The sequence below is a fragment of the Streptomyces sp. YPW6 genome (genome assembly GCF_018866325.1).
Lineage (GTDB): Bacteria > Actinomycetota > Actinomycetes > Streptomycetales > Streptomycetaceae > Streptomyces.
The window spans coordinates 3,273,808-3,298,268 of record NZ_CP076457.1; the positions used below are offsets into that span (position 1 = coordinate 3,273,808).

Here is a 24,461-nt window from a genome sequence, read left to right on the forward strand (position 1 = left end):
TCGAGCGGAAGGTGAAGTCCGTGGTCGTGTTCCGCATCGACCGGCGCAGTGGAGTGGCGACCTACCTCCAGATCGTCCGGCAGGTCGAGCAGGCGCTGCGCATGGGCGCGCTGGAGGAGGGCGACCGGCTCCCCACCGCCGCCCAGGTCGCCGCGACCACGAAGGTCAACCCCAACACGACCCTCAAGGCCTACCGCGAACTGGAGCGCATGGGCCTGGCCGAGGTACGCCAGGGGGCGGGCACGTTCATCACCCGCACCCTCGCCCAGCCCCAGTCCGGCCCCGACTCACCGCTGCGCACCGCCCTCACGGACTGGCTGGACCGGGCCCGCGCCGAGGGCCTCACCGGTCAGGACGTCACGGCCCTGTTCCACGCGGCGTTCGAGAGCGCGTACCCGGGCGAGACGCCGGACTGACCGATCGAGGCACCGGACCGGCGGGCCGCCTCGGTCACCCGGCGGACGCGGTCCGGGAACGCCCCGCGGTGGTTCACACCCGCTCAGGGCAGGAGGGCTCCGTCCACTCGGGCGAAGGGGCTGCCCCCTCTCGTGCCGTGGCCGCGGCGTCGGCGAGGCCGTCCAGGAGGTCGCGCAGAGCGGCCACGGTCGGCCCGTCCGTGAGCCGGCCGTCCTCGATCTTCCGCGTGGCCTGCGAAATACGCAGATCCTGCGGGATCACCTGAGCTCCCATCACGGTGAGCGTCTGCGCCAGCCAGGCCCGGGCGTTGCCACCGCCGGTGGTCGAGGTGGACGCGCTGACCAGAGCCACCGGCTTGGCGGCGATCTCACCTCCCCCGACCATCCATTCCAGCGCGTTCTTCAGCACTCCGGACGTGCCGTGGGCGTACTCGGGAGCCGGTGGCGCGGTGGGACTCACTGATCGAGACCGCTACGGACCGGGTGACGGACGCCTACGCATCCTTCCCGATGCATCGCGTCGACACCACAGGGCGCAGCCCCGACGAGGTCCTCCGAGTGATCACGGATACCGATACGCAAGGAGCGCACCCCCCTGCAGACTCAGAGCCTGTGGGAGCACACCCTCACGTTCTTCCCGCAGTTCCTCGCCACGCTGCGGGAACGTGTCGCGCCTGACGCCACCGTCGCGGTGGTCGGCGCGAGCGACGGCAAGTTCGTCCTGCCCCTCGCCGCCGCCGGATACCGCGTCGTCGCCATCTAACGCGACGCGGTCGCCCTCCACGGGGGCGACGTCCACCTCCCGGGTGACAGCCAGGCCCACGCACTGGGACTGATCGATCGCCTGAAGCTCGAAGAGCTCCACGAACGCGTAGAGGTCGTTGAGGACGATGTCCTGGACGGTCAACCTCTGGGCCTGCAGTGCGACGCGGTCTGGACGAGCTGCTCGTGGCACTACAGTGCCAACCACCACCGCCCGCTCGGCGAGTTCGTCGACCGCATGCAGCGCCTGGTCCGCCCAGGCGGCCTGTTCGGCGCGGAATTCATGATGCCCGTCGAAAGACGCCACCACATGATCGAGCACTACACCCCCCCCGGAACGCCTCCACCCCCACTTCATCGGCGACTGGGAAGTCCTGCTCACCCTGCGCACCACCGAATTCACCGAGCAGCCCCACGTCGGCCAGCTGCACGACCACACCCACCCACCGCATGGGCCTGCTGCTCGCGGCCCGGACGTTCACCCTCACCGACCACTTCTGAGAGAAGACCCCATGAAGCACGAATACGAGGCGAAGTTCCTGGCCGTCGACGTCGCCGACCTCCAGAACAAACTGAGCGCCCTCAATGCCGTCCAGGCATTCCCCCGCACGCTCCTCACCCGCAAGATCTTCGAGAACGACTCCCTCGACGGCGGAGCCTGGATCCGCCTGCGGGACGAGGGCACCCGCTCGACGCTCACGCTCAAGCAGGTCACCGACGCAACCACGATCGACGGCACCAAGGAGATCGAAACCGAGGTCACCGACCTGCACGCCATGGCCGACATCCTGCGCCGGGCCGGCCTCACCGAGGTCCGGTACCAGGAGAACTACCGCGAGGAATGGCGCCTGGGCGAGGTCGCCTTCGACTTCGACACCTGGCCCGACCTCCCCACCTTCCTGGAGATCGAAGGCCCCGACGAGGCATCGGTACGCCAGGCCGCCGCGCTGCTGGACCTCGACTACTCCGAGGCCCGGTTCGGCAGCGTCGACGAGATCTACAAGAGCGAGTCCGGCCGCGACATCCTCGCCGAACCCACGCTCCTGTTCTCCGAAGCCGAGAAGCAGAAGGACGCATCTCCCGCGGCCCAGGACCGTTGATCGCGGAGGGAGACGAGCGATGCTGACGGAAGTCGCCCTACAGCACAGGGTGATCCCCGGGATCGCCGAGTCCGCCCGAGGAGGACTGCCCACACCGGCGGCCACCAACGACGGCAACGAGTGAGGCGACGGAGCCTGCTGGCTCTACTGCGGACAGCGGTGGACGCGCGTCCTGTGATTCGGCCCCGCCAGAGTCGCAACGTCACGGCACCCCGGCCGTGTGACCGGCAACGCCCCAAGCAACAGAAAACCCCAGGTCACGGGCTATGTGACCTGGGGTTCTTCTGAGCCGCCTTCGGGATTCGAACCCGAGACCTACGCATTACGAGTGCGTTGCTCTGGCCAACTGAGCTAAGGCGGCGCGCCCTGTCGCACTATGGTGCGATCAGCAGCGGAGCCAAGTCTACACAGTTTTCGGGGGTGCTCCGCACACGGCGCCCTCCAAGGCGTTTGCCCTGGTCAGAGTGGGTCAGGTGCACTTCTTGCCGTTGGTGGGCGCGGTGCCCTCCAAGAGGTACGTGTTGATCGCCGTGTCGATGCAGTCGCTGCCCCGGCCGTACGCGGTGTGGCCGTCGCCCTCGTAGGTGAGCAGGGTGCCGGAGGAGAGTTGCTCCGCGAGGGCCTCGGACCACTTGTACGGGGTGGCCGGGTCGCGGGTGGTGCCGACGACGACGATCGGGGCGGCGCCCTTCGCCTCGGTGCGGTGCGGGGTGCCCGTGGCCTTCGTCGGCCAGTACGCGCAGTTCAGGGAGGCCCAGGCGAAGCCGCGCCCGAAGACCGGGGAGGCCTTCTCGAAGTCCGGAACCGCCTTCTCGACCGCGTCGGGGCCGTCGAAGGCGGGCGGCAGGTCGAGGCAGTTCACGGCGGCGTTGGCGAACATCAGGTTCGCGTACTTTCCGTCCGGCCCGCGTTCGTAGTAGCTGTCGGCCAAGGAGAGGAGGCCGGAGCCGTCGCTGCGCTGCGCGCCCTCCAGCGCCTCGCGGAGCTGCGGCCAGGCCGCCTCGTCGTACATCGCGGCGATCACCCCGGTGGTCGCCAGGGACTCGGTCAGCTCGCGGTCGTCGCCGGTCGGGATCGGGTTCGCGTCCAGGTCCTTGAAGAGCTGCTTGAGCGCGGTCGCCGCATCCGCGGTGTTCGTGGTGCCGAGCGGGCAGTCCGGCTGCTTCACACAGTCGGCGGCGAAGGACTGGAACGCTCCCTCGAAGCCCGCCGTCTGGTCCCGGTTCAGGTCGATGGCCTTCAGGGAAGGGTCCATCGCGCCGTCCAGGACGAGGCGCCCGGCCTGCTGCGGGAAGAGGTCCGCGTACGTGGCGCCCAGGAAGGTGCCGTACGACGCTCCGACGTAGTGCAGCTTCTCGTCGCCGAGCAGTGCGCGCAGGACGTCCATGTCGCGGGCCGTGTCGACGGTGGAGACGTACGGGAGGATCTCGCCGGACCGCTTCTCGCATCCCGCCGCGAACTTCTCGAAGGCGGCGGTGAGCTCCTGGACCTCGGCGTCGTCGTCCGGTGTCTGGTCGACCTGGGTGTAGGTGTCCATCTCCTGGCCCGTGAGGCACTCGACGGGCTCGCTGCGGGCCACGCCGCGCGGGTCGATGGCCACCATGTCGTAGCGGGCCCGCACCTGGGCCGGATAGCCGAGTGCCGCGTACCCCTGGAGATAGCCGATCGCGGAGCCGCCGGGGCCGCCCGGGTTCACCAGGAGGGAGCCGATCCGTGAGCCGGGGCCGGTGGCCTTCTTACGCGAGACGGCGAGCTCGACGTCCCCGCCGTCCGGCCTGCCGTAGTCCCTCGGCGCCTTCATCGTCGTGCACTCGAACCCCTCCACGCCGCAGTCGCGCCAGCTCAGCTTCTGCGTGTAGTACGACGACAGCCCCTCGGGGGCCGCGGTGCCGGTGGCCGAGGGGTTCGGCGAGGAGCCGCTGCTGCTGCAGCCGGAGATGAGCAGGCCGGCAGTGCCGATCCCGATGGCGAAGGTGCGGAGCAGGCGCCTGGTATCCATTCAGGGAGCCTATCCGCCGGGTGTCGAGTCGTACGATTCCCTGCTCATTCGGGTGAACAGGGGTCCGCGACGACCAACGCCGGACGGCCTCAGCCCGCCCGCAGCGCCATCGTCATCGCCTCCACCGCGAGCAGGGGCGCCACATTCCGGTCCATCGCCTCCCGGCAGGCGATCACCGACTCGATCCTGCGCAGGGTCTGCGCGGGCGTCGAGGACTCCGCGATCCGGTCGAGGGAGTCCTGCACGTCGGCATTGGCGATGGCCAGCCTCGAACCCATCTGGAGCGCCAGCACATCGCGGTAGAAGCCGGTCAGCTCGGTCAGCGCCAGGTCCAGGCTGTCGCGCTGCGTACGCGTCTTGCGGCGCTTCTGCTTGTCCTCCAGCTCCTTCATCGCCCCCGCCGTGCCCCGGGGCATCCGGCCACCGGCCACCCCGCCGAGCGCAGCCTTGAGGTCCTCGGTCTCCTTGGCGTCGACCTCCTCCGCCAGCTGCTTGGCATCGTCGGCCGCCGTGTCGATCAGCTCCTGGGCCGCCTTGAGGCAGCCGCCCACGTCGGCGACCCGCAGCGGGACCTTCAGCACCGCCGCCCGCCGCGCCCGCGCCCGCTCGTCCGTGGCGAGACGGCGGGCCCGCCCGATGTGCCCCTGGGTGGCGCGCGCCGCGTTGTGCGCCCGCTCGGGGTCGACGCCGTCGCGGCGGATCAGGACGTCGGCCACGGCTTCCACCGGCGGGGTGCTGAGGGTGAGGTGCCGGCAGCGGGAGCGGATCGTGGGCAGGACGTCTTCGAGCGAGGGGGCACAGAGCATCCAGACCGTGCGCGGCGCGGGCTCCTCGACGGCCTTGAGCAGCACGTTGCCCGCGCCCTCGGTGAGGCGGTCGGCGTCCTCCATGACGATGACCTGCCAGCGCCCGACCGCCGGGGAGAGCTGGGCGCGCCTGACCAGGTCCCGGGTCTCCTTCACACCGATGGAGAGCAGGTCCGTGCGAATGACCTCGACGTCGGCGTGCGTACCGACGAGGCTCGTGTGGCAGCCGTCGCAGAAGCCGCAGCCGGGGGCCCCGCCCAGCGCCCGGTCCGGGCTCGTGCACTGGAGCGCGGCGGCGAACGCCCGCGCCGCCGTGGACCGGCCGGAACCGGGCGGCCCGGTGAACAGCCAGGCGTGCGTCATCTTCGAGCCCTGGTCCAGCGGCTTGCCGTCGGACACGGCGGTGACCAGCGCCTCGGCGTCCCGGGCGGCAGCGGCGAGCTGTTCCCGCACTCGGTCCTGTCCGACCAGGTCGTCCCATACCGTCATGAGTCACCGCCCTTCCGGTGGTGTCGTGCACTCCCCGCGAACCGCGGTGCGTCGTCGCCCTCCATTGTGGAGGACGCCACTGACAGTCCGGCCCGCCCGCCCCCGGAGGGACGGACGGGCCGGTACTTCACTTCGGAGCCTCCGCGCCGCGGCGGGCGCGTCAGCCGCGCGGGCGGCGTCCCCGGCCTCCGCGGTCGTCGTCGTCATGGCCGCCGAGCAGCTCGTCCGCCAGGGTCGGCAGATCGTCCAGCGGAGTCTCCTCCGCCCAGTCCGGGCGGGGGCGCTTGCGGGCCCGCTGCCGCCGGTCCGGCGCCGGGGCGTTCGGGTCCTCGACCTGCGGCAGCTCCCGGGTGCGCTCGTTCTCGCTCTCCGCGGGCGACGGTGCCGGGCTCTCGTCCCGGAAGAAGCCCCGGGGCACCCGGTCGGAGGGCCGGTCGTCCCGTACCGGTGGCAGCACGGCCGTCTCGTCGGCGTCCCGGGCCTGCCGGGACCCCGAGGGACCTGCCGGTCCGGCCTGTCCCGTCGACCGCTCGTCGGTGTAGCGCGGCAGCATCGCCGTCTCGTCGTCCCCGGAAGCCGAGGCGGAACCCGAGCCCGGCCTCGTACCGGAACCGGAACCGGAAGCAGAATCTGCACCGAAACCCGTACCGGACCCGGAACCCATCCCCGAACCAGGCTCCGCGCCGGAACGGGACCCCGCCTCCGCGCCCGTACCGGACCCGGTACCGGATGCGGAGCCGGAAGAACCGTCACCCTCCGGTCGCGCCGTCGGAACCGGCTGCGTGATCTCGTTCAGGTTCACGATCGGCGTGGGGACCGTGATCTCGTTCTCCGGCACCGTCGGCCCCGACGCGCCCTCGGAGCGCGAGGACGTCTCCGTACGGGAATCCGTAAGGGAATCCGAACGGGAACGGGCCGCCCGCTCCGCCTCCGCGCGCTCGGCCTCGGCCCGCGCCGCTTCCGTGCGGGCGGCCGCGTCGGCCTCCGCCCGGCGGCGGGCCTCCTCGGCGCGCAGCAGGGCCTCCTCGGCCTTGCGCTGCTTCTCCAGCCGCTGCGCCTCGGCCTCCTGGCGCTGCCGGGCCTCCTCCTCGGCCTTCTGCCGCAGCCGCTCCTGCTCGGCCTCCCGGGCCCGCTCCTCGGCTTCGAGCCGGAGCCGGTCCTCCTCGGCGCGGCGGCGGGCCTCCTCGGCGCGCTGCCGTGCCTCCTCCGCCTGGCGTTCGGCCTCGCGGCGGCGGGCCTCCTCCAGCTCTCGCTGCTTGCGCTCCTCCTCCTCGGCGCGCAGCCGGGCGAGCTGTTCCTGGCGCTCCTTCTCCAGGCGCTCCTCCTCGGCCTTGCGGGCGGCTTCCTCCTCCGCCTTGCGCCGGGCCTCCTCCTCGGCCTTGCGCCGGGCTTCCTCGATGGCCTCGATCTCGGCCTCGGAGAGCGGAAGCAGCTGGTCGAGCCGATGGCGTACGACCTGGGTGATCGACTCCGGCTCCTGGCCGGCGTCCACCACCAGATAGCGGGCCGGGTCGGCCGCGGCCAGGGTCAGGAAACCGGACCGCACCCGCTCGTGGAACTCCGCCGGCTCCGACTCCAGCCGGTCCGGCGCCTCCGTGAACCGCTCCCGCGCGGTCGCCGGGTCGACGTCCAGCAGCACCGTCAGATGCGGTACGAGGCCGCTCGTCGCCCACCGCGAGATCCGGGCGATCTCGGTCGGGGCCAGGTCGCGGCCCGCGCCCTGGTAGGCGACGGACGAGTCGATGTAGCGGTCGGAGATGACGATCGCGCCGCGCTCCAGCGCCGGGCGGACGACGGAGTCGACGTGCTCGGCGCGGTCGGCGGCGTACAGCAGGGCTTCGGCACGGTTGGAGAGACCCGCGGAGGACACGTCGAGCAGGATCGAGCGCAGCCGCTTGCCGATGGGGGTGGCCCCGGGCTCGCGGGTGACGACGACCTCGTGGCCCTTGGACCGGATCCAGTCGGCGAGCGCCTCGACCTGGGTGGACTTGCCCGCGCCGTCACCGCCTTCCAGAGCGAGGAAGAACCCGGTGGCCGCAGGCGCGACGGCCGGCTCGTCACCGCGCAGCGCCTCACGCAGGTCCCGGCGCAGCGGCACGCCCGCCCGGTCGTCCGTCCTGGCGAGGACGAAAGCGGCCACGGGCAGCAGCAGCGCGCCCAGCAGCATCAGGGTGAAGGCGGCCCCGCCGTGGGCGAAGACGAAGTCGACGGCGACCAGCCGGTGCCGCCCGATCGCGGCGGCCAGCAGCGGACCGGCGACCGCGCCGAGCGCGACGAGCACCCGGACGACGGCCTGGAGGTGCTCGGTGGTCCGGGCCTGCCGGAACGCCTCGGTCTCCTGGTCGACCAGGGTGTGCCCGGTGTTCGCGACGACCCCGGCGGCGTAACCGGCGAGCAGGGAGATGGCGATCCCGGTCGCGGTGTCCGGCACCAGGCCGAGCGCGAGGAGCGCGAGGCCGGTGACGGCGGTGGCCAGCGCCAGCAGACGGCGGCGCGACAGGGTGGGCAGCACATGGCGGGCCGTACGGATGCCGAGGGCGGTGCCGCCGGTCAGTCCGAGGATCAGCAGCGCGAAGGTGGCAGGACCGCCGCCCAGGTCGTAGGCGTGCAGGACGGAGACGGCCGCCGCGGCGGCGATGGCTCCGGCGACGCAGGCGCAGACCGCGACCAGCAGGGGGACGGCGCCGGTGCGCCCCTTGTCGGGGCCGGAGCCGGTGGCGGGGCGGCGCAGGCCCTCCAGCGGGGAGCGCGGCCGGGGCGTACGGCCGGCCGGGAAGTCGAGGAAGTACAGGGTGGAGATGGAGGCGGAGAAGAGGCCCGCCGCGACGTAGGACCCCAGGGCCGCCTGGTGGAAGGAGAACCACTCCAGGCCCGAGCCGAGGAGGTTGCCGATCAGCGTGGCGGCCAGCAGGACCACCGCGGCGGCGGGCACGGCGAGGAAGTTCGTCCGCAGCGACAGGCGGCGCAGGGCGTCGAGGTGGTCGGGCAGGGGGCGTACGGCCGCGCCTTCGAGGGGCGGTCCGGGCAGCAGCGCCGGGGCGGCGCTGTCCTTGGCCACCGCCCACAGGCGCTCACCGGCACCGGTCACGAAGACGGTGATGAGGATCATCATGAGCGCCTTGTCGGGCATCCAGTCGATCCACAGCGGGGCGACGACCAGCAGCGCCAGGCGCAGCCCGTCCACCCCGATCATCAGCCATCGCCGGTCCAGCTTTCCGCCGGGCTCCGTGAGGGACGTCAGGGGTCCCAGGAGCACGGCTCCGAAGAACAGGGTGGACAGGATCCGGGCACCGAGGACGGCGGCGACGGCGAAGGCCGCCCCGCGGTATCCGGTGCCGAATGAGCCCTCCAGGACCGCCGCTTGCAGCGACAGCAGCACCAGCACGAGAAGGGCGAGTGCATCGCCGATACCGCCGACGAGCTGGGCACTCCACAACCGCTTCAGCGGAGGAATGCGCAACAGGGCCCGTACGGCGCGCTCGCGTGAGTCTGCGGCAAGTGTGTCGGAGGTGGGGCTCACGACCGTTGGCTGCTCGGCTCGCGTCATCCGCCCAGCCTATCGGCAGCGGTGCGGTCACTGTCGGCCCGTCCGAACATACGGACGCCGGCACCTTCCGGCCACGTCTCCCACCGCCCCCTGACGCACCGCCGCCCGGTGCCGGGATCACGGAGACCTCGGCGCCGGGCGGCGGTGTGCGGTGCGGACGTGCCGCGACGGGACGGGACGGGTCAGTCGTCCGACGGGGCGGAGGACGAGGCCGTCTTCCCGGCGGCCTTGGTGGCCGTCGCCTTCTTCGCCGTCGTCGTCTTCTTCGCCGCGGTCTTCTTGGCGGCCGCGGTCTTGGTGGCCGTCGTCTTCTTCGCGGCGGTCTTCTTCGCGGCCGTCTTCTTGGCCGTCGCCTTCTTGGCCGTCGTCTTCTTCGCGGGGGCCTTCTTGGCCGTCTTCTTCTTGGCGGGCCCCTTGGCGCGCTTCTCGGCGAGCAGCTCGTAGCCGCGCTCGGGCGTGATCTCCTCGACGCTGTCACCGGTCCGCAGCGTGGCGTTGGTCTCGCCGTCGGTGACGTACGGGCCGAAGCGGCCGTCCTTGACCACCACGGGCCGCTCGCTGACCGGGTCGGTCCCCAGCTCCTTCAGCGGGGGCTTGGCGGCCGCCCGCCCGCGCTGCTTGGGCTGGGCGTAGATCGCGAGAGCCTCTTCGAGGGTGATGTCGAAGAGCTGTTCCTCGGAGGTCAGCGACCGGGAGTCGGTGCCCTTCTTCAGATACGGGCCGTACCGGCCGTTCTGCGCGGTGATCTCGACGCCCTCGGCGTCCTCGCCCACGACGCGCGGCAGCGACATCAGCTTGAGGGCGTCGGCGAGGGTGACCGTGTCCAGGGACATGGACTTGAAGAGCGAGGCCGTCCGCGGCTTCACCGCGTTCTTGCCGGTCTTCGGCGTCCCCTCGGGGAGCACCTCGGTGACGTACGGGCCGTAGCGCCCGTCCTTGGCGATGATCTGGTTCCCGGTCACCGGGTCGGCGCCCAGCTCGAAGTCCCCGCTGGGCTTGGCCAGCAGCTCCTCGGCCAGCTCGACGGTCAGCTCGTCGGGGGCCAGGTCATCGGGCACGTCGGCGCGCTGGTGGCCCTCGGCGTCCTTCTCGCCCCGCTCGATGTACGGGCCGTAGCGGCCGACGCGGAGCTTGATGTCGTTGCCGACGGGGAAGGAGGAGATCTCCCGGGCGTCGATCGCGCCGAGGTCGGTGACCAGCTCCTTCAGACCGCCGAGGTGGTCGCCGTCGCCGTTGCCCGCGTCGGACGCGGCGCCCGCGCCGGCCGGGTCGTCACCGGTACCGGTCGTTCCGAAGTAGAACCGCTTCAGCCACGGTACGGACTTGGCCTCGCCCCGCGCGATCCGGTCGAGGTCGTCCTCCATCCGGGCGGTGAAGTCGTAGTCGACGAGCCGGCCGAAGTGCTTCTCCAGCAGGTTGACCACGGCGAAGGACAGGAAGGACGGGACGAGCGCGGTGCCCTTCTTGAAGACGTAACCGCGGTCCAGGATCGTCCCGATGATCGAGGCGTACGTGGAGGGGCGGCCGATCTCGCGCTCCTCCAGCTCCTTGACCAGCGACGCCTCGGTGTAGCGGGCCGGGGGCTTGGTGGCGTGGCCGTCGACCGTGATCTCGTCGGCGGTCAGCGCGTCGCCCTCGGCGACCTGCGGCAGCCGGCGCTCGCGGTCGTCCAGCTCGGCGTTCGGGTCGTCGGCGCCCTCGACGTACGCCTTCATGAAGCCGTGGAAGGTGATCGTCTTACCGGAGGCGGAGAACTCGGCGTCCCGGCCGTCGCTCGCCCGGCCGCCGATCTTGACGGTGACCGAGTTCCCGGTCGCGTCCTTCATCTGGGAGGCGACGGTCCGCTTCCAGATCAGCTCGTACAGCCGGAACTGGTCGCCGGTGAGCCCGGTCTCGGCGGGGGTGCGGAAGCGATCGCCGGAGGGGCGGATCGCCTCGTGCGCCTCCTGGGCGTTCTTGACCTTCCCGGCGTACGTGCGCGGCTTGTCGGGGAGGTAGCCCGAGCCGTACAGCTGCGTGACCTGCGCCCGGGCCGCGGCGACCGCGGTGTCCGAGAGGGTCGTGGAGTCCGTACGCATATAGGTGATGAAGCCGTTCTCGTACAGCTTCTGCGCCACCTGCATGGTCGCCTTCGCCCCGAAGCCCAGCTTGCGGCTTGCCTCCTGCTGGAGGGTGGTGGTCCGGAAGGGGGCGTACGGGGAGCGGCGGTACGGCTTCGACTCGACGGACCGGACCGCGAAGGCGGAGTCGGCGAGCGCGGCGGCAAGCGCGCGGGCGTTCGCCTCGTCCAGGTGCAGGGTCTGGGTGGAGCCCGCCTTGAGCTGCCCGTCGGGGCCGAAGTCGCGGCCCTGGGCGATGCGGCGGCCGTCGACCGAGCTGAGGCGGGCGGTGAGGTTCGAGGGGTCCGAGGCGTCGCCGGTGCGGCCGGTGGCGAACTTTCCGGTGAGGTCCCAGTACTCGGCGGAGCGGAAGGCGATGCGCTCGCGCTCCCGCTCGACGACGAGGCGGGTGGCGACGGACTGGACGCGGCCCGCCGAGAGCTTCGGCATGACCTTCTTCCACAGGACCGGCGAGACCTCGTAGCCGTAGAGGCGGTCGAGGATACGGCGGGTCTCCTGGGCGTCGACCATGCGCTGGTTGAGTTCGCGCGGGTTGGCGACGGCGGCCCGGATCGCGTCCTTGGTGATCTCGTGGAAGACCATCCGGTGGACCGGGACCTTGGGCCGCAGGACTTCCTGGAGGTGCCACGCGATGGCTTCGCCCTCGCGGTCCTCATCGGTGGCGAGGAAGAGTTCGTCGGACTCGGCCAGCAGCTGCTTGAGCTTCCTGACCTGGGCCTTCTTGTCCGAGTTGACGACGTAGATGGGCTGGAAGTCGTGCTCGACGTCCACGCCGAGGCGGCGCACCTCGCCGGTGTACTCGTCCGGGACCTCGGCCGCGCCGTTCGGGAGGTCGCGGATGTGCCCGACGCTCGCCTCGACGACGTATCCGGGGCCGAGATAGCCCTTGATCGTCTTCGCCTTGGCAGGCGACTCGACGATGACGAGTCGGCGGCCGCCCTGTGCGGTCTCGCTGGTCGGGGACAACTTCGCTCTTCTCTCCGGTCGACACTCGGTGGGCATCCGGACGGCGTCGTGACGCCGCACGCGGTGCTGTCGCTGCGGAGTGTGACGGTACAACCCGCCCCCGTGTCAAACGGCAAAAGCCCGCAACGGCCACTCGAACGGTAACCCGACTTCCGCCATTCCTGCCGCCCGGACCGCCGGGTCGGCGTCACGCGGGGCCTCGGGCTGCGGCTTTCCCAGGGCGGTCGTGGTGTCCTGCCGGGGAGCCCGTCGACCGGGGCGCCGCCCGGCCCGGAGCAGGGGTCAGACGTGCGTGAAGACCCACACACCGAGGCCGAGGAAGACTACGCCGAAGAGCGTCGTGAGTGCGGTGGAGGCGACAGGGCTCACACCGTGCGCCACCGGCGCGCGGTGCAGGGCTCGCGCCCCTGTCCAGACCAGGAGGGCGGCGCCGAACACGGTCAGGGCCGTACCGGCGAAGACTGCGGTGGCGCTCTCCATGTCGTACCCCTAGACCGTCGTATGCCCCGGCGCACCACTCGTCGGTGAGCCGCGCGGAGCGGGCCGGCGCGGCCCGTCGGAGCCGGACCTCGGCGGCCCGGCACGGGGAGGCTGTCACCCGGGGGCATCGCCCACACGAACCCCGGGTGAACAGCACCCGCCCGCCGACGGGCGGAACTCCTTCGGCGGTACGCGCCCGGGGGCGGAGCGGGGGCCCGGAGCGGGGAGGACGGGACGGGCCGGGGCGAGCAGGGGCGAGAAGGGACGAGCCGGGGCTCGGCCGGACCGGGGCGGGAAGGGGGCCGGAGCGGGGTGGGCGGGGGCGGGAAGAAGCCGGAGCGGGGTGGGCGGGGCGGGAAGAGGCGGGGCCCCGGTGACCGGAATGCGCGAGTCGGGCGCGCCGCGGGGAGCAGCACACACGAAACGCGCTGCTTATTAAGGACAACGCACCCGGAACGACGACCGCCACCGGCCGGTACCGGAAGACGCCGACGACCCTGACATCCGGGAAGCTTGGGTGTCCCGGTGCCCCGGTGTCCCGGACTCAGGCATCCGGGTATCCGGGGCGTCCGGGGGCCCGGGGGCCCACGGCGACCGGCACCCGAACGTCAGAGGCGGCCGTGGGTCCGGGGGTCCGAGGCGACCGGCACCCGAACTCCATAGGCGGCCGGGACGTCCGCCTACTCCCCCCGCGCCGCGCCGCCGGACGTCGGTTCCAGGAAGCCCTCCTCGACCAGGAGCCGGATCGCCTGCGGTGTCCGGTCGCGCAGGAGCACCGGGTCCTCCGCCATCAACTGCGCGATGGCGTCCAGAATCCGCCCGGCGGGCAGCGATCCGTCGCACACGCCGGCGAACCCGGCGGCCACCGCATCCACCTTGGTCGCCCGCATCATCCCCCGGTGCTGACGCAGCACCACATGCTCGGGGTCCTCCGCGCCCGGCAGGCCGACCTGCTCCTGCACGACCTCGGCGGCGAGCGAGAAGTGCCCGGCGAGCAGCGCCGCGTCGTCCTGGTCGCGGAGATAGTCCTGGCGGGCGAAGTGCTCCTGGACGGCCTGCCCGAGTGGCTGCTGCACCGCGTGCGGCCACTCCTCGACGACGATCGAGGGGTTCCCCTCCGCCGCGGCGGAGGACTTGCGCAGGGTGATCCAGCCGAATCCGACGGACGTGGTGCCCCGGGCCTCGAACTCGTCGAGCCACGCCTCGTACCGCTGGGCGTACTCCGCGGGGTCGCTGCGGTGGTCGCCGCTGTCCCGCAGCCACAGCTCGGCGTACTGCGTGACGTCCTGGACCTCGCGCTGGACGATCCAGGCGTCGCAGCCGTACGGCACCCAGGAGCGCAGCCGGTCCTGCCACTCCTCGCCCTCCACGTGCTGCCAGTTGGCGAGGAAGTGGGCGTAACCGCCTTCGTTCAGATGGTCGCCCGCCTGCTGCACCAGCGTGCGGCACAGGTCGTCGCCGCCCATGCCGCCGTCCCGGTAGGTGAGGCGGGCGCCGGGCGAGATGACGAAGGGCGGGTTGGAGACGATCAGGTCGAACGTGTCGGATCCCACCGGCTCGAAGAGGGAGCCTTCGCGCAGGTCGGCGGGGGCGGCGCCGGACAGGGCGAGAGTGAGCCGGGTGAACTCCAGGGCCCGGGGGTTGAGGTCGGTGGCGGTGACCCGGGTGGCGTGCTGGGCGGCGTGCAGCGCCTGGATGCCGGAGCCCGTACCGAGGTCGAGCGCCGAGGCCACCGGCGTCCGCACGGTGATCCCGGCGAGGGTGGTGGAGGCACCGCCGACGCCGAGGACGACGCCCTCCTCACGCGAGCCGATCCCTCCCGCACCGCCGACCGCGCATCCGAGGTCGGACACGATGAACCAGTCCTCGCCGTCCGGTCCCCCGTACGGCCGTACGTCGACGCACGCGCGGACCTCCCCGTCCGCACCGCCCTCGCGGGTCACCCAGCCGTCCGCGACGCACTCGTCCAGCGGCAGAGCCGCACGGGCCCGTGCCTCGGCGACGGGGCGCTGCAGAAGGAACAGCCGCACCAGCGTGTCGAGCGGACCATCGCCCCGGGTGGCCCGCAGGGCGGGGACGGTCTCGCTGCGCGCGAGGGCGGCGTAGGCGGACGCGCCGAGGCGGTCGAGGAGCCCGTCCGCGGTGAAGTCCGCGGCGAGCAGGGCCTCACGGAGGGCGGCGGCGTGGTCGGGTGCGGGAAGGCTGCTCTTACTCACCCTCCCATTGTGTCCGGTCGCACCGACAACGGCAGCGGCCCGGACACCCACCGGGTGTCCGGGCCGCCGCGCGGAGGGCAGCGCTCAGGACTTCTTCTCCGACGATTCCTTGTCCGCAGACTCCTTGTCCCCGGAGTCCTTGTCGGTGGACTCCTTGTCCCCGGATTCCTTCTTGTCGGGGGCCGAGCTGTCCGGCGACGCGTCGGCGTCGGCCCCGGAACCGGAGGGGCCGGTGGAAGCGGTCTGCCTCTGGCAGCCCTCCTGCTTCGACATCGCGGCACCGACCTCTCCGGACTGGAGCTTCTTCAGCGCCTGGTCACCACCGGTGCTGATCTTGTTCAGCTCGTCGGCGATGGACTTCAGCCCGTCGGCGAACTTGCTCTGTTCCTTGGTGTCGAGCGCGTCGACCTGGGTCTTGAGGTCGGCGTATGCCTTGGAGGACGCGTTGAGCTCCTTCACTGCCGCCTTCTGGGTGGCCTCGCCGCCGTCGACCGGCGGCGGCCCGGCGGAGTCCACCGCCGTGCCCAGCGCCTTGTACGCCTCGGACATCTCCTCGAAGGCGACCGAGTCGGCCTTCTGGACATCGGCCGGCGTGTTGTTGTCGCCGGTCTTCTCCAGGATCGAGGCGTTGGCGTTGTTGATCTTCTGGAGTTGCGGCTGAACCTGGTCGCAGACCTTCTTGGCCCAGTCGTTGACCTTGTTGTCGCTGTCGTCGCTGCAGCCCGACAGCGTCAGTACGAGTACCGCACCGCCGGACAGTGCGGCTGCAAGCTTCTTGTTCACCGGATCGGTCCCTTCCAAGGCTCTCGGCCCGGAACTTACACGGCGAGGGGACGACATCCGGGTGACAGTCATCCTTTATGCACCCTTTTGAAGCCATTTGCACCAAGGGAAATGAGGGAGATGCCACTCAGTGCCAGAACCGTACTCATGAGCGGCATCTCATCCGCACGACGCGTTCTGCTCGGGCGGTGTCCAGCGGAAGGGGATCCGCACATCGAAAGGGCCGAACGAGATCAGCCCGGAGGGATGCGGGGCGACACAGAAGACGAAGAAGCAGGCGGACGAACCGTCAGACCGGCTCGCCCGCCCACCTCTTGATGACACATCACCTCACGACGCGACCGATGCCGGCCTGAGGTCCTCCGCGCTCCTCTGGGTACGGGTCACGGAGCCGCTGCCGGATCCGGCGCGGGAAGGGATGTGCCGCCGTCCCCCGGGGCGTCGTCGTCGCCCACGGCGATACCCCGCCGCTTGGAGACGTACACCGCGGCGACGATGATCCCGATGGCGACGGCGGCCACCAGCGCCCGCACCCACGGGTTGGCGTCCGCGCCGTAACTGAACTGCACGATCGCCGGGGCGATGAGCAGGGCGACCAGGTTCATCACCTTCAGGAGCGGGTTGATCGCCGGGCCCGCCGTGTCCTTGAACGGGTCGCCGACCGTGTCGCCGATGACGGTCGCGGCGTGGGCCTCGCTGCCCTTGCCACCGTGGTGGCCGTCCTCGACGAGCTTCTTGGCGTTGTCCCAGGCGCCACCGGAGTTGGCGAGGAACACCGCCATCAGCGTTCCGGTGCCGATCGCGCCCGCGAGGTACGAGCCGAGCGCGCCGACGCCGAGCGTGAAGCCGACCGCGATCGGCGCCAGCACCGCCAGGAGTCCGGGCGTGGCCAGTTCCCGCAGGGCGTCGCGGGTGCAGATGTCGACGACGCGTCCGTACTGCGGCTTCTCCGTGTAGTCCATGATCCCGGGACGTTCGCGGAACTGCCGCCGGACCTCGTAGACCACCGATCCGGCCGACCGGGACACCGCGTTGATGGCGAGCCCGGAGAACAGGAAGACGACCGCTGCCCCCAGGATCAGGCCGACGAGGTTGTTGGGCTGCGAGATGTCCAGGCTCAGTCCGAGCTCGCCCACCCCCGCGCCGACGTCGTCGACCGCCGTGGCGATGGCATCGCGGTAGGACCCGAAGAGCGCGGCCGCCGCCAGGACGGCGGTGGCGATGGCGATGCCCTTGGTGATGGCCTTGGTCGTGTTGCCGACCGCGTCCAGGTCGGTGAGCACCTGGGCACCGGCTCCCGTGACGTCTCCGGACATCTCCGCGATGCCCTGGGCGTTGTCGGACACCGGACCGAAGGTGTCCATGGCGACGATGACGCCGACGGTGGTGAGGAGCCCCGTCCCGGCGAGCGCGACCGCGAAGAGCGCCAGCATGATCGACGTACCGCCCAGCAGGAACGCCCCGTAGACGCCGAGGCCGATCAGCAGCGCGGTGTAGACGGCCGACTCCAGACCGATGGAGATGCCCGCGAGCACCACGGTGGCCGGACCCGTGAGCGAGGACTTCCCGATGTCGCGGACGGGGCGGCGGTTGGTCTCGGTGAAGTAGCCGGTGAGCTGCTGGATGAGCGCCGCCAGGACGATCCCGATGGCCACCGCCACCAGGGCGAAGACCCGCGGGTCGCCGCCGTGCGCGGTGATCGCCTCGTCCGTGACCCCGTCCAGCTCGGCGTACGAGGACGGCAGATAGGTGAAGGCGGCCACGGCCACGAGGCCGAGGGAGATCACAGCGGAGATGAAGAAGCCGCGGTTGATCGCGGTCATCCCGCTGCGGTCGGCACGGCGCGGCGCGACCGCGAAGATGCCGATCATCGCGGTGACGACACCGATCGCCGGAACCATCAGAGGAAAGGCGAGACCGGAGTCGCCGAACGCGGCCGTGCCGAGGATGAGCGCGGCGACGAGCGTCACGGCGTACGACTCGAAGAGGTCGGCGGCCATGCCCGCGCAGTCACCGACGTTGTCCCCCACGTTGTCGGCGATGGTGGCGGCGTTACGCGGATCGTCCTCCGGGATGCCCTGCTCCACCTTGCCGACCAGGTCGGCGCCCACGTCCGCGGCCTTGGTGAAGATCCCGCCGCCGACCCTCATGAACATGGCGATGAGCGCCGCACCGAGGCCGAACCCCTCCAGCACCTTGGGCGCGTCGGCGGCATAGACGAGCACGACACAGGAGGCCCCGAGGAGACCGAGTCCCACCGTGATCATTCCGACCACGCCACCGGTACGAAAAGCGATCTTCATCGCTTTGTGCGAGACGGAGGTGAGATCCTTTTCCGGTTCGCCTTCCGCCGGAGTCGCCTCCCGCGCGGCTGCGGCCACCCGCACATTGCTCCGTACGGCGAGCCGCATGCCGATGTATCCGGTCGCCGCCGAGAAAAGCGCACCCACCAGGAAGAAGAGGGAACGCCCCGCACGCTGTGACCAGTTGTCGGCCGGCAGCAGGAACAACAGGAAGAACACGATGACGGAGAAGACACCGACGGTGCGCAGTTGCCGGGCCAGATAGGCGTTCGCACCCTCCTGGACCGCCGCGGCGATCTCCTTCATCCGTTCGGTGCCCTCGCCGGCCGCCAGGACCTGGCGTACGAGCAGCTGGGCGACGATCAGCGCGGCGGCGGCGACGACCGCCACCACGATGACGATCAGCCGGTTGCCGTCGGTGAGTGCCGCCGCCGCGAGGGAGGCAGGCCGATCGGAAAGTGCGGATTCTTGCGTCAGTACTGCCATCGGGGTGGTGAAGAACTCCGCCATACGTCCTCCTTGACGCTCAGCGCTCAAGTCGTGGACGGATTGTAGGGAGCGGAACCTGATCAAAACAGTGGGCGGGGAGAGAATTGATCGCTCTCCCTCCAACGCCGAATGATCAGCGGAGCGATTCCGCCCGAATGCAGTAATGACGCAGACGCATTACTCGGAAACCCTCGGCGGATCCTCAACGCAAAAGGCCCTGCTCAGCAGGGCCCGGCAAGAACGAAACATCACGTCACCCGCGCGAATGCGGGTTCCAGGAAGGCCACAGGCGAAGACCCCGGCACCGGCACGAGAGCGGGGTCCTCAGGGTCATACGGAGGCCCCCCCGGGGGGGGCAGCGTTGCGACGGCACGACCACACCCGACGACCCGAGGACTGCACTGCACCACACTGCCAGAGACCGGACCTGCGCCATCAGGCCCGGACCTGCGCCTTCAGGGTCCGGGCCCACGCCGCTAGCGCCTCCACCAGCAGTGCATGCACCGGACGTGCGGAACTGCAGCGTTACGGCCGGGGCGCGCACCGACAAGGCCGGGACCACCACCATTACGGCCGAGGTCTGCACCGTCAGGGCCGGAGCCAGCACCATTACGGCCGGGGTATACACCGCCAGAGCCGGAAGAGCTGCAGCATGGGGGCAGGATCTGCACCATCACAGCTGCCGTTGGCCGCACCCTCACGACCGGACCGCGGCCTCGGGGTCGTACCGCGCAGGCCGCAGCCTCAGGCCCGCACCCCGGCGTCGGCCGTCGGCCAGCTCATACGGATCACTCCGCCGCCCGCACCGGAACGGACCTCCACGTCGTCGACGAGTCCGCTGATGACCGCGAGACCCATCTCGTCCTCGCCCTCACCGTCGGCCTCGGAATCGGGCCGTGGCGCGCCCTCTCCGGAGGCGCCGGAGGCGTTGCGCGCCCCGGACTCGGCAGGATCGGCACCGGGGCCGGGAACGCTGTCCCCGACCTCGATGGAGAACGCCTTCTCCTCCTCGGTCAGCGCGACGCTGACCGGCGCGGTGATGCCGTGACTGCGGTGCAGCCCGACCGCGCGGCTGCACGCCTCTCCGACGGCGAGCCGTACCTCGTCGAGCACCGCCTCGTTCACGCCGGCCCGGCGCGCCACGGCGGCCGCCACCAGGCGGGCCGTCCTGACATGTTCAGGCTGGGCGCTGAAGCGGAGTTCAACGGTGGCCATGCCATCCCCCTCGAACGTTCGGGCGTACGCCTCAGGGGCCCCGGGCGTGTCGCCCGGCACCCCTGCTCTCCTCCTCCGGAAGCCGACAAAGCCGACAGCCGACCCGAAGGTCGACCGCCTGCCCGTCGCGGCCCATGCGCTGCCGCTGCCGGCCCGTTCACTGCCTGCCGACCGGCCCGGAGGCCGGTCCGCCCCGACCTCAGTCGGTGGCAGCGACAGCCTCGTCGACCGTGGTGTGAATCGGGAACACCTTGGTCAGACCCGTGATCCGGAAGATCTTGAGAATGCGCTCCTGGTTGCAGACCAGGCGCAGCGAGCCCTCATGGGCCCGGACACGCTTCAAGCCGCCCACGAGCACGCCGAGGCCGGTGGAGTCGAGGAAGTCGACGCCTTCCATGTCGACAACCAAGTGGTAGCTGCCGTCATTCACCAACTCGACCAACTGCTCGCGCAGCTTGGGCGCGGTATACACATCAATCTCGCCACCGACCTCGACGACCGTACGGTCGCCACCAGGGCCGGACACATTGCGAGTCGACAGGGACAGGTCCACGGATCCTCCAGCACCTTGCTATCGAGCGGTCGCCCCTCAGTCTCCCCGACGGAGGCCAGGGGACGAATCGCCAGCCGCGATGGCATTCAATCACTTACCAGCAGCCATGCACGACGCCTTGGGACCATTGTCCGTCACGCCAGTGACACACTCGGTGCCGATGGCCAAGAATCACCGTCCCGGACGACCAGCCGAGAGCAGGGGCTCGCGCCCCTCTCCCGCCATGATCCTCGACCGGCTCGCCACAGGGGCGGGCCGGGCCGCGCGCATCACTCATACGGAGCACCTGCCCCCGAGATCGGGAACCCATGCCATCTGGCCGGATCGCGTGCGGCCAGAAGTGATCTCGGCGATCGAGAAAGCCGGGATCGGCCATCCGTGGGCGCATCAGGCGGCCGCTGCCGAGCACGCGCTGGACGGCGAATCGGTCGTGATCGCCACCGGCACGGCCTCCGGGAAGTCCCTCGCGTACCTGGCACCGGTCCTCAGCACCCTCCTGGGCGGCTCGGAGGCCCCGAACGGCCGCGGTGCCACCGCCCTGTACCTCGCCCCCACCAAGGCCCTGGCAGCCGACCAGCGGCGCTCGGTGAAAGCGCTCGCAACCCCGCTCGGCAACGCCGTCAGGCCCGCGGTCTACGACGGAGACACCCCGGTCGAGGAACGCGAATGGGTACGTCAGTACGCCAACTACGTCCTGACCAACCCCGACATGCTGCACCGCGGCATCCTGCCCTCCCATCCCCGCTGGTCCTCGTTCCTGCGTGCCCTGCGGTTCGTCGTGATCGACGAGTGCCACACCTACCGGGGCGTCTTCGGTTCCCATGTCGCCCAAGTGCTGCGCCGTCTGCGCCGCCTCTGTGCCCGTTACGGAGCCGATCCGGTCTTCCTGCTCGCCTCGGCCACGGCAGCGGACCCCGCGGTCGCAGCCGGGCGTCTGACAGGCCTGCCGGTCGTCGAGGTGTCCGACGACGCCTCCCCGCGCGGCGAGCTGGTCTTCGCCCTGTGGGAGCCCCCGCTGACCGACCTGCACGGCGAAAAAGGCGCCCCCGTACGCCGTACCGCGACGGCCGAGACCGCCGAGCTGCTGACCGACCTGACCCTCCAGGGTGTCCGCTCGGTCGCGTTCGTACGTTCCCGGCGCGGCGCGGAACTGATCTCGGTGATCGCCAAGGAACGCCTCGCGGAGGTCGACCGCTCACTGCCGCAGCGGGTCGCCGCCTATCGCGGGGGCTACCTTCCCGAGGAGCGCAGGGCCCTGGAGCGGGCGTTGCACTCCGGCGAGCTGCTGGGTCTGGCGGCCACCACCGCCCTGGAACTCGGCATCGACGTCTCCGGCCTCGACTCGGTGGTCATCTGCGGCTATCCGGGCACGCGGGCCTCCCTCTGGCAGCAGGCAGGCCGTGCCGGCCGCTCGAGGCAGGGCGCCCTGGCCGTCCTCGTGGCCCGGGACGATCCGCTGGACACCTACCTGGTGCACCACCCGGAGGCGCTGTTCCGGCAGCCCGTCGAGTCGACGGTGCTGGACCCGGACAACCCCTACGTCCTGGCTCCCCACCTCTGCGCCGCGGCCGCCGAGCTCCCCCTCACCGAAGCGGACATCGCACTCTTCGGCCCCGCTGTACCGGAACTGCTGCCGCAGCTGGAGGCGGCGAAGCTGCTGCGCAGACGAGCGTCCGGCTGGCACTGGACCCGTCGCGAACGGGCCGCCGACCTCGCCGATATCCGGGGCGGGGGCGGCCGCCCCGTCCAGATCGTCGAGGAGGGCACCGGCCGGCTGCTGGGCACCGTCGACGCGGCCGCCGCGCACACGTCCGTCCACGAGGGAGCCGTCCACCTCCACCAGGGCCGCACCCACCTGGTCCGGAAGCTGGACCTGGAGGACTCCGTGGCCCTGGTCGAACAGGCCGAACCTCCGTATTCGACGGTCGCCCGCGATACCACCGCCATCACCGTCCTGGAGACCGACACCGAGATCCCCTGGGGTCAGGGGCGGCTCTGCTACGGCTCCGTCGAGGTCACCCATCAGGTCGTCTCCTTCCTCCGCCGCAAACTCATCACGGGGGAGGTCCTGGGCGAGACCAAGCTCGACCTGCCACCCCGCACACTGCGCACCCGCGCCGTGTGGTGGACGGTCACCGAGGACCAGCTCGACGCCGCCCGCATCAACCCGGAGATTCTCGGCGGCGCGCTCCACGCCGCCGAACACGCCTCGATCGGCCTCCTTCCCCTCTTCGCCACCTGCGACCGATGGGACATCGGCGGCGTCTCCGTACCCCTGCACCCGGACACCCTCCTGCCGACGGTCTTCGTGTACGACGGCCACCCCGGAGGAGCAGGATTCGCCGAACGGGCCTTCCACACCGCCCATGCCTGGCTGACGGCGACGCGCGAAGCCATCGCGTCCTGCGAATGCGAGGCGGGCTGCCCCTCCTGTGTCCAGTCCCCCAAGTGCGGCAACGGCAACGAGCCCCTGCACAAACGCGGTGCCGTGCGCCTGCTCACCGAACTCCTCAGGGCCGCCCCCGTGGAACCGGACGAGCCGACCGGCCCGAAGGGCTGACTCGACGACACAGCAGCCGCCGGACACCCCGACCGCCACACCGACGAGACGTCAGGGCCCGGCACCCTCCTCACCCGGAGCCCCGGCCGAGGGGTCCGCCAAGGGCCGGACCGGGAGACCTACAGAAGGCCCGCCCGAGGAATCAGCCGGAGCACCACCGGAGGAATCGGCCGGAGGCCGGGCCGGGAGTCTGGTCGAAGCCCCGGCCAAGGAACCTGGCAGGCGATCGGTCACAACGTCGGCGGAGGTACCTGCCAGGCGATCGGTCACAGCCGCAGCCGAGGGGCTCCCCGCTGGCCCGGCCGAGTTACCTGCCAGGGGATCAATCGCAGCCCCTGCCGAGGGACCCGCCGCAGGCCCGGCCCGAGCCCTGACGGGGGGTAGGTACGGCCCGAACCCCGCGCGGGTGGTCACATCGGCGACCTCCCCCTCCACCGCGCAGCGAACGACCTCGGCGTCCTGCGCCAGAGCCACTCTCCGGGCCGCCCCACACGCGACCTCCACCCCCTCCAACGCCCGGTCCGCAGCCGCAAGAGCCGCCATGTCCGCCGCCCCGCCCGCCCGGTGACGGGCAGCCACAGCCTGTCCCAGAGCGAGCACCACAGCGAACACGGTGCACAGACCGGTTGCAGTGACAGCCGCCCACACGGTCGCCACGCCCCGGTCCGCACCATGGCCCGTCCCCCGGCCCCGCCCCAGGGCCCACCGCGGGAACGCGCCCCGGCCCACCCGCTGGCCCTCGCCGTGGCACCGGCTCCGTCCCCGGACCTGGCCCCGACCACTGCCCCACCACCGGAACACGACCCGCCCCTTGCCCCGATCAGGGGCACCCCTCCCCCGGCCCGCAGTCCCCCTCGCCCTCATGGCGCGGCACCTCCCACCACGTCCTCCGCCAGGGCAGCCGCCTCGGCGCTCAACGTCAGGGTCAGCCGCCCCGGGCCCCGGGTCGGCGCCTCCACCCGGATGCGCCACAGCTCTCCCGCCCTCCCCATCTCGACCCGGGCGCCCTGGGGTGCCGCGTCACGCGCGGCAGCCAGCACCGCTGCCTCCGGCTCCGAACGGGCCGCGGCCCGGGCCCCCGCCCGCGCCGCGTCCAAGCACCGGATATGGTCCGCGGCGGCCACCAGCACCCAGAGCAGGGCCAAGGCGAACACCGCCAGCACCGGAAGCACCACAGCCGCCTCCGCGGTCACCGCGCCCCGATCTGCGCCCCGGGCGCTGCTCCCGTCGCCGCTCGGGATCCGGCTCCGGTACCGCCTCTGGGCAGTACCCCGCGACAGCTCCTGGCTGAGGCAGCGGAAGCGGCGCCGGAAAAAGCACCCGCATGATTCACCGAACCGGGCCCCCGGGCCTGGCCCCGACCACGTCTCAGAACTTCGCATCGAGCGCGTCCTCGACCAGTGACTGGAGCGCCGACAGCACCGGCCCGCTGTTCACCACCTTGTAGAGCACGGCCGCGAAGGCGCACGCCGCGATCGTTCCCACCGCGTACTCGGACGTGGTCATCCCCCGATCGGACCGGCCGAGCCGACCCGCCCAATGGACGGACCACTGCGGCCGCCGGTCCGGCCACCCCGTGAGCAGCCGTCCCCCGCGCAGAGCGCCGACGGCCCGGTCCCAGAACTTCGTTTCCATTTCGTCCCCCGATGAACGTCGA

Annotated in this window: 18 protein-coding genes and 1 tRNA gene; 3 read left to right on the forward strand and 16 right to left on the reverse strand. The window is 71.4% G+C overall.

Annotation, left to right across the window (positions count from 1 at the left end; all coding sequences use genetic code 11):
- The first annotated feature begins 11 nt into the window (after window positions 1–11).
- Entirely contained in the window at window positions 12–416 is a 405-nt protein-coding gene (locus tag KME66_RS14265) for a GntR family transcriptional regulator (protein WP_079185574.1), read from the forward strand.
- A gap of 73 nt (window positions 417–489) precedes the next feature.
- On the opposite strand, the gene KME66_RS14270 is transcribed toward KME66_RS14265, so the two are convergent.
- Together KME66_RS14270 and KME66_RS14275 are read right to left on the reverse strand one after the other, a co-directional pair.
- The gene (locus KME66_RS14270) at window positions 490–876 is read right to left on the reverse strand and encodes an NADPH-dependent FMN reductase (RefSeq protein ID WP_216322472.1); all 387 of its coding nucleotides are present in this window, start codon (window positions 874–876) and stop codon (window positions 490–492) included.
- A gap of 102 nt (window positions 877–978) precedes the next feature.
- On the reverse strand, window positions 979–1,500 hold the full coding sequence (locus KME66_RS14275) for a hypothetical protein (protein ID WP_216322474.1): 522 nt from the start codon (window positions 1,498–1,500) through the stop codon (window positions 979–981).
- A 190-nt stretch (window positions 1,501–1,690) separates the two neighbouring features.
- Between KME66_RS14275 and KME66_RS14280 the strand changes: the two genes are divergently transcribed.
- The gene (locus tag KME66_RS14280; protein WP_216322476.1) at window positions 1,691–2,278 is read left to right on the forward strand and encodes a class IV adenylate cyclase; all 588 of its coding nucleotides are present in this window, start codon (window positions 1,691–1,693) and stop codon (window positions 2,276–2,278) included.
- A 287-nt stretch (window positions 2,279–2,565) separates the two neighbouring features.
- Here the strand turns inward: KME66_RS14280 and KME66_RS14285 are convergent.
- The 11 genes from KME66_RS14285 to KME66_RS14335 form a co-directional block, all read right to left on the reverse strand.
- Window positions 2,566–2,639: transfer RNA gene (locus tag KME66_RS14285), tRNA-Thr, on the reverse strand.
- Window positions 2,640–2,747: 108 nt separating this feature from the next.
- Entirely contained in the window at window positions 2,748–4,277 is a 1,530-nt protein-coding gene (locus tag KME66_RS14290; RefSeq protein ID WP_216322479.1) for an alpha/beta hydrolase, read from the reverse strand.
- A gap of 89 nt (window positions 4,278–4,366) precedes the next feature.
- Window positions 4,367–5,572 carry a DNA polymerase III subunit delta' gene (locus tag KME66_RS14295; RefSeq protein ID WP_216322481.1) on the reverse strand — a complete coding sequence of 402 codons (1,206 nt, stop codon included), beginning with the start codon at window positions 5,570–5,572 and terminating at the stop codon, window positions 4,367–4,369.
- A 160-nt stretch (window positions 5,573–5,732) separates the two neighbouring features.
- Window positions 5,733–9,119 (reverse strand): dTMP kinase, encoded by a 3,387-nt coding sequence (gene tmk / locus KME66_RS14300; RefSeq protein ID WP_216322483.1) that lies wholly within the window; start codon window positions 9,117–9,119, stop codon window positions 5,733–5,735.
- A 182-nt stretch (window positions 9,120–9,301) separates the two neighbouring features.
- Window positions 9,302–12,205 carry a type I DNA topoisomerase gene (gene topA / locus KME66_RS14305; protein WP_216322486.1) on the reverse strand — a complete coding sequence of 968 codons (2,904 nt, stop codon included), beginning with the start codon at window positions 12,203–12,205 and terminating at the stop codon, window positions 9,302–9,304.
- 282 nt (window positions 12,206–12,487) lie between these two features.
- The gene (locus KME66_RS14310) at window positions 12,488–12,685 is read right to left on the reverse strand and encodes a hypothetical protein (RefSeq protein ID WP_073219294.1); all 198 of its coding nucleotides are present in this window, start codon (window positions 12,683–12,685) and stop codon (window positions 12,488–12,490) included.
- Window positions 12,686–13,365: 680 nt separating this feature from the next.
- A complete protein-coding gene (locus KME66_RS14315) occupies window positions 13,366–14,901 on the reverse strand; it encodes a class I SAM-dependent methyltransferase (protein WP_216322489.1) in 1,536 nt (511 codons plus the stop codon).
- Window positions 14,902–14,985: 84 nt separating this feature from the next.
- Window positions 14,986–15,684 carry a small secreted protein gene (locus KME66_RS14320; protein ID WP_216322492.1) on the reverse strand — a complete coding sequence of 233 codons (699 nt, stop codon included), beginning with the start codon at window positions 15,682–15,684 and terminating at the stop codon, window positions 14,986–14,988.
- 383 nt (window positions 15,685–16,067) lie between these two features.
- Window positions 16,068–18,497, reverse strand: coding sequence for a sodium-translocating pyrophosphatase (locus KME66_RS14325; RefSeq protein ID WP_073219286.1), 2,430 nt, complete (start codon window positions 18,495–18,497; stop codon window positions 16,068–16,070).
- Between the two features lie 723 nt (window positions 18,498–19,220).
- Complete coding sequence (locus tag KME66_RS14330; RefSeq protein WP_216322494.1) at window positions 19,221–19,691, reverse strand: ATP-binding protein; 471 nt, start codon at window positions 19,689–19,691, stop codon at window positions 19,221–19,223.
- A 199-nt stretch (window positions 19,692–19,890) separates the two neighbouring features.
- Window positions 19,891–20,244 (reverse strand): STAS domain-containing protein, encoded by a 354-nt coding sequence (locus KME66_RS14335; protein ID WP_003967428.1) that lies wholly within the window; start codon window positions 20,242–20,244, stop codon window positions 19,891–19,893.
- 79 nt (window positions 20,245–20,323) lie between these two features.
- Between KME66_RS14335 and KME66_RS14340 the strand changes: the two genes are divergently transcribed.
- Window positions 20,324–22,804, forward strand: coding sequence for a DEAD/DEAH box helicase (locus KME66_RS14340; RefSeq protein ID WP_216322496.1), 2,481 nt, complete (start codon window positions 20,324–20,326; stop codon window positions 22,802–22,804).
- A 51-nt stretch (window positions 22,805–22,855) separates the two neighbouring features.
- Here the strand turns inward: KME66_RS14340 and KME66_RS34555 are convergent, their stop codons facing one another.
- The 3 genes from KME66_RS34555 to KME66_RS14355 form a co-directional block, all read right to left on the reverse strand.
- Window positions 22,856–23,668, reverse strand: a complete 813-nt coding sequence (locus KME66_RS34555) for an Rv3654c family TadE-like protein (protein WP_367303626.1) — start codon at window positions 23,666–23,668, stop codon at window positions 22,856–22,858.
- The gene (locus KME66_RS14350; RefSeq protein ID WP_253208588.1) at window positions 23,665–24,045 is read right to left on the reverse strand and encodes a TadE family type IV pilus minor pilin; all 381 of its coding nucleotides are present in this window, start codon (window positions 24,043–24,045) and stop codon (window positions 23,665–23,667) included. The genes KME66_RS34555 and KME66_RS14350 overlap by 4 nt, the downstream gene beginning before the upstream one ends.
- Before the next feature lie 127 nt (window positions 24,046–24,172).
- Entirely contained in the window at window positions 24,173–24,439 is a 267-nt protein-coding gene (locus KME66_RS14355) for a DUF4244 domain-containing protein (RefSeq protein WP_216322502.1), read from the reverse strand.
- Between the last annotated feature and the right edge of the window lie 22 nt (window positions 24,440–24,461).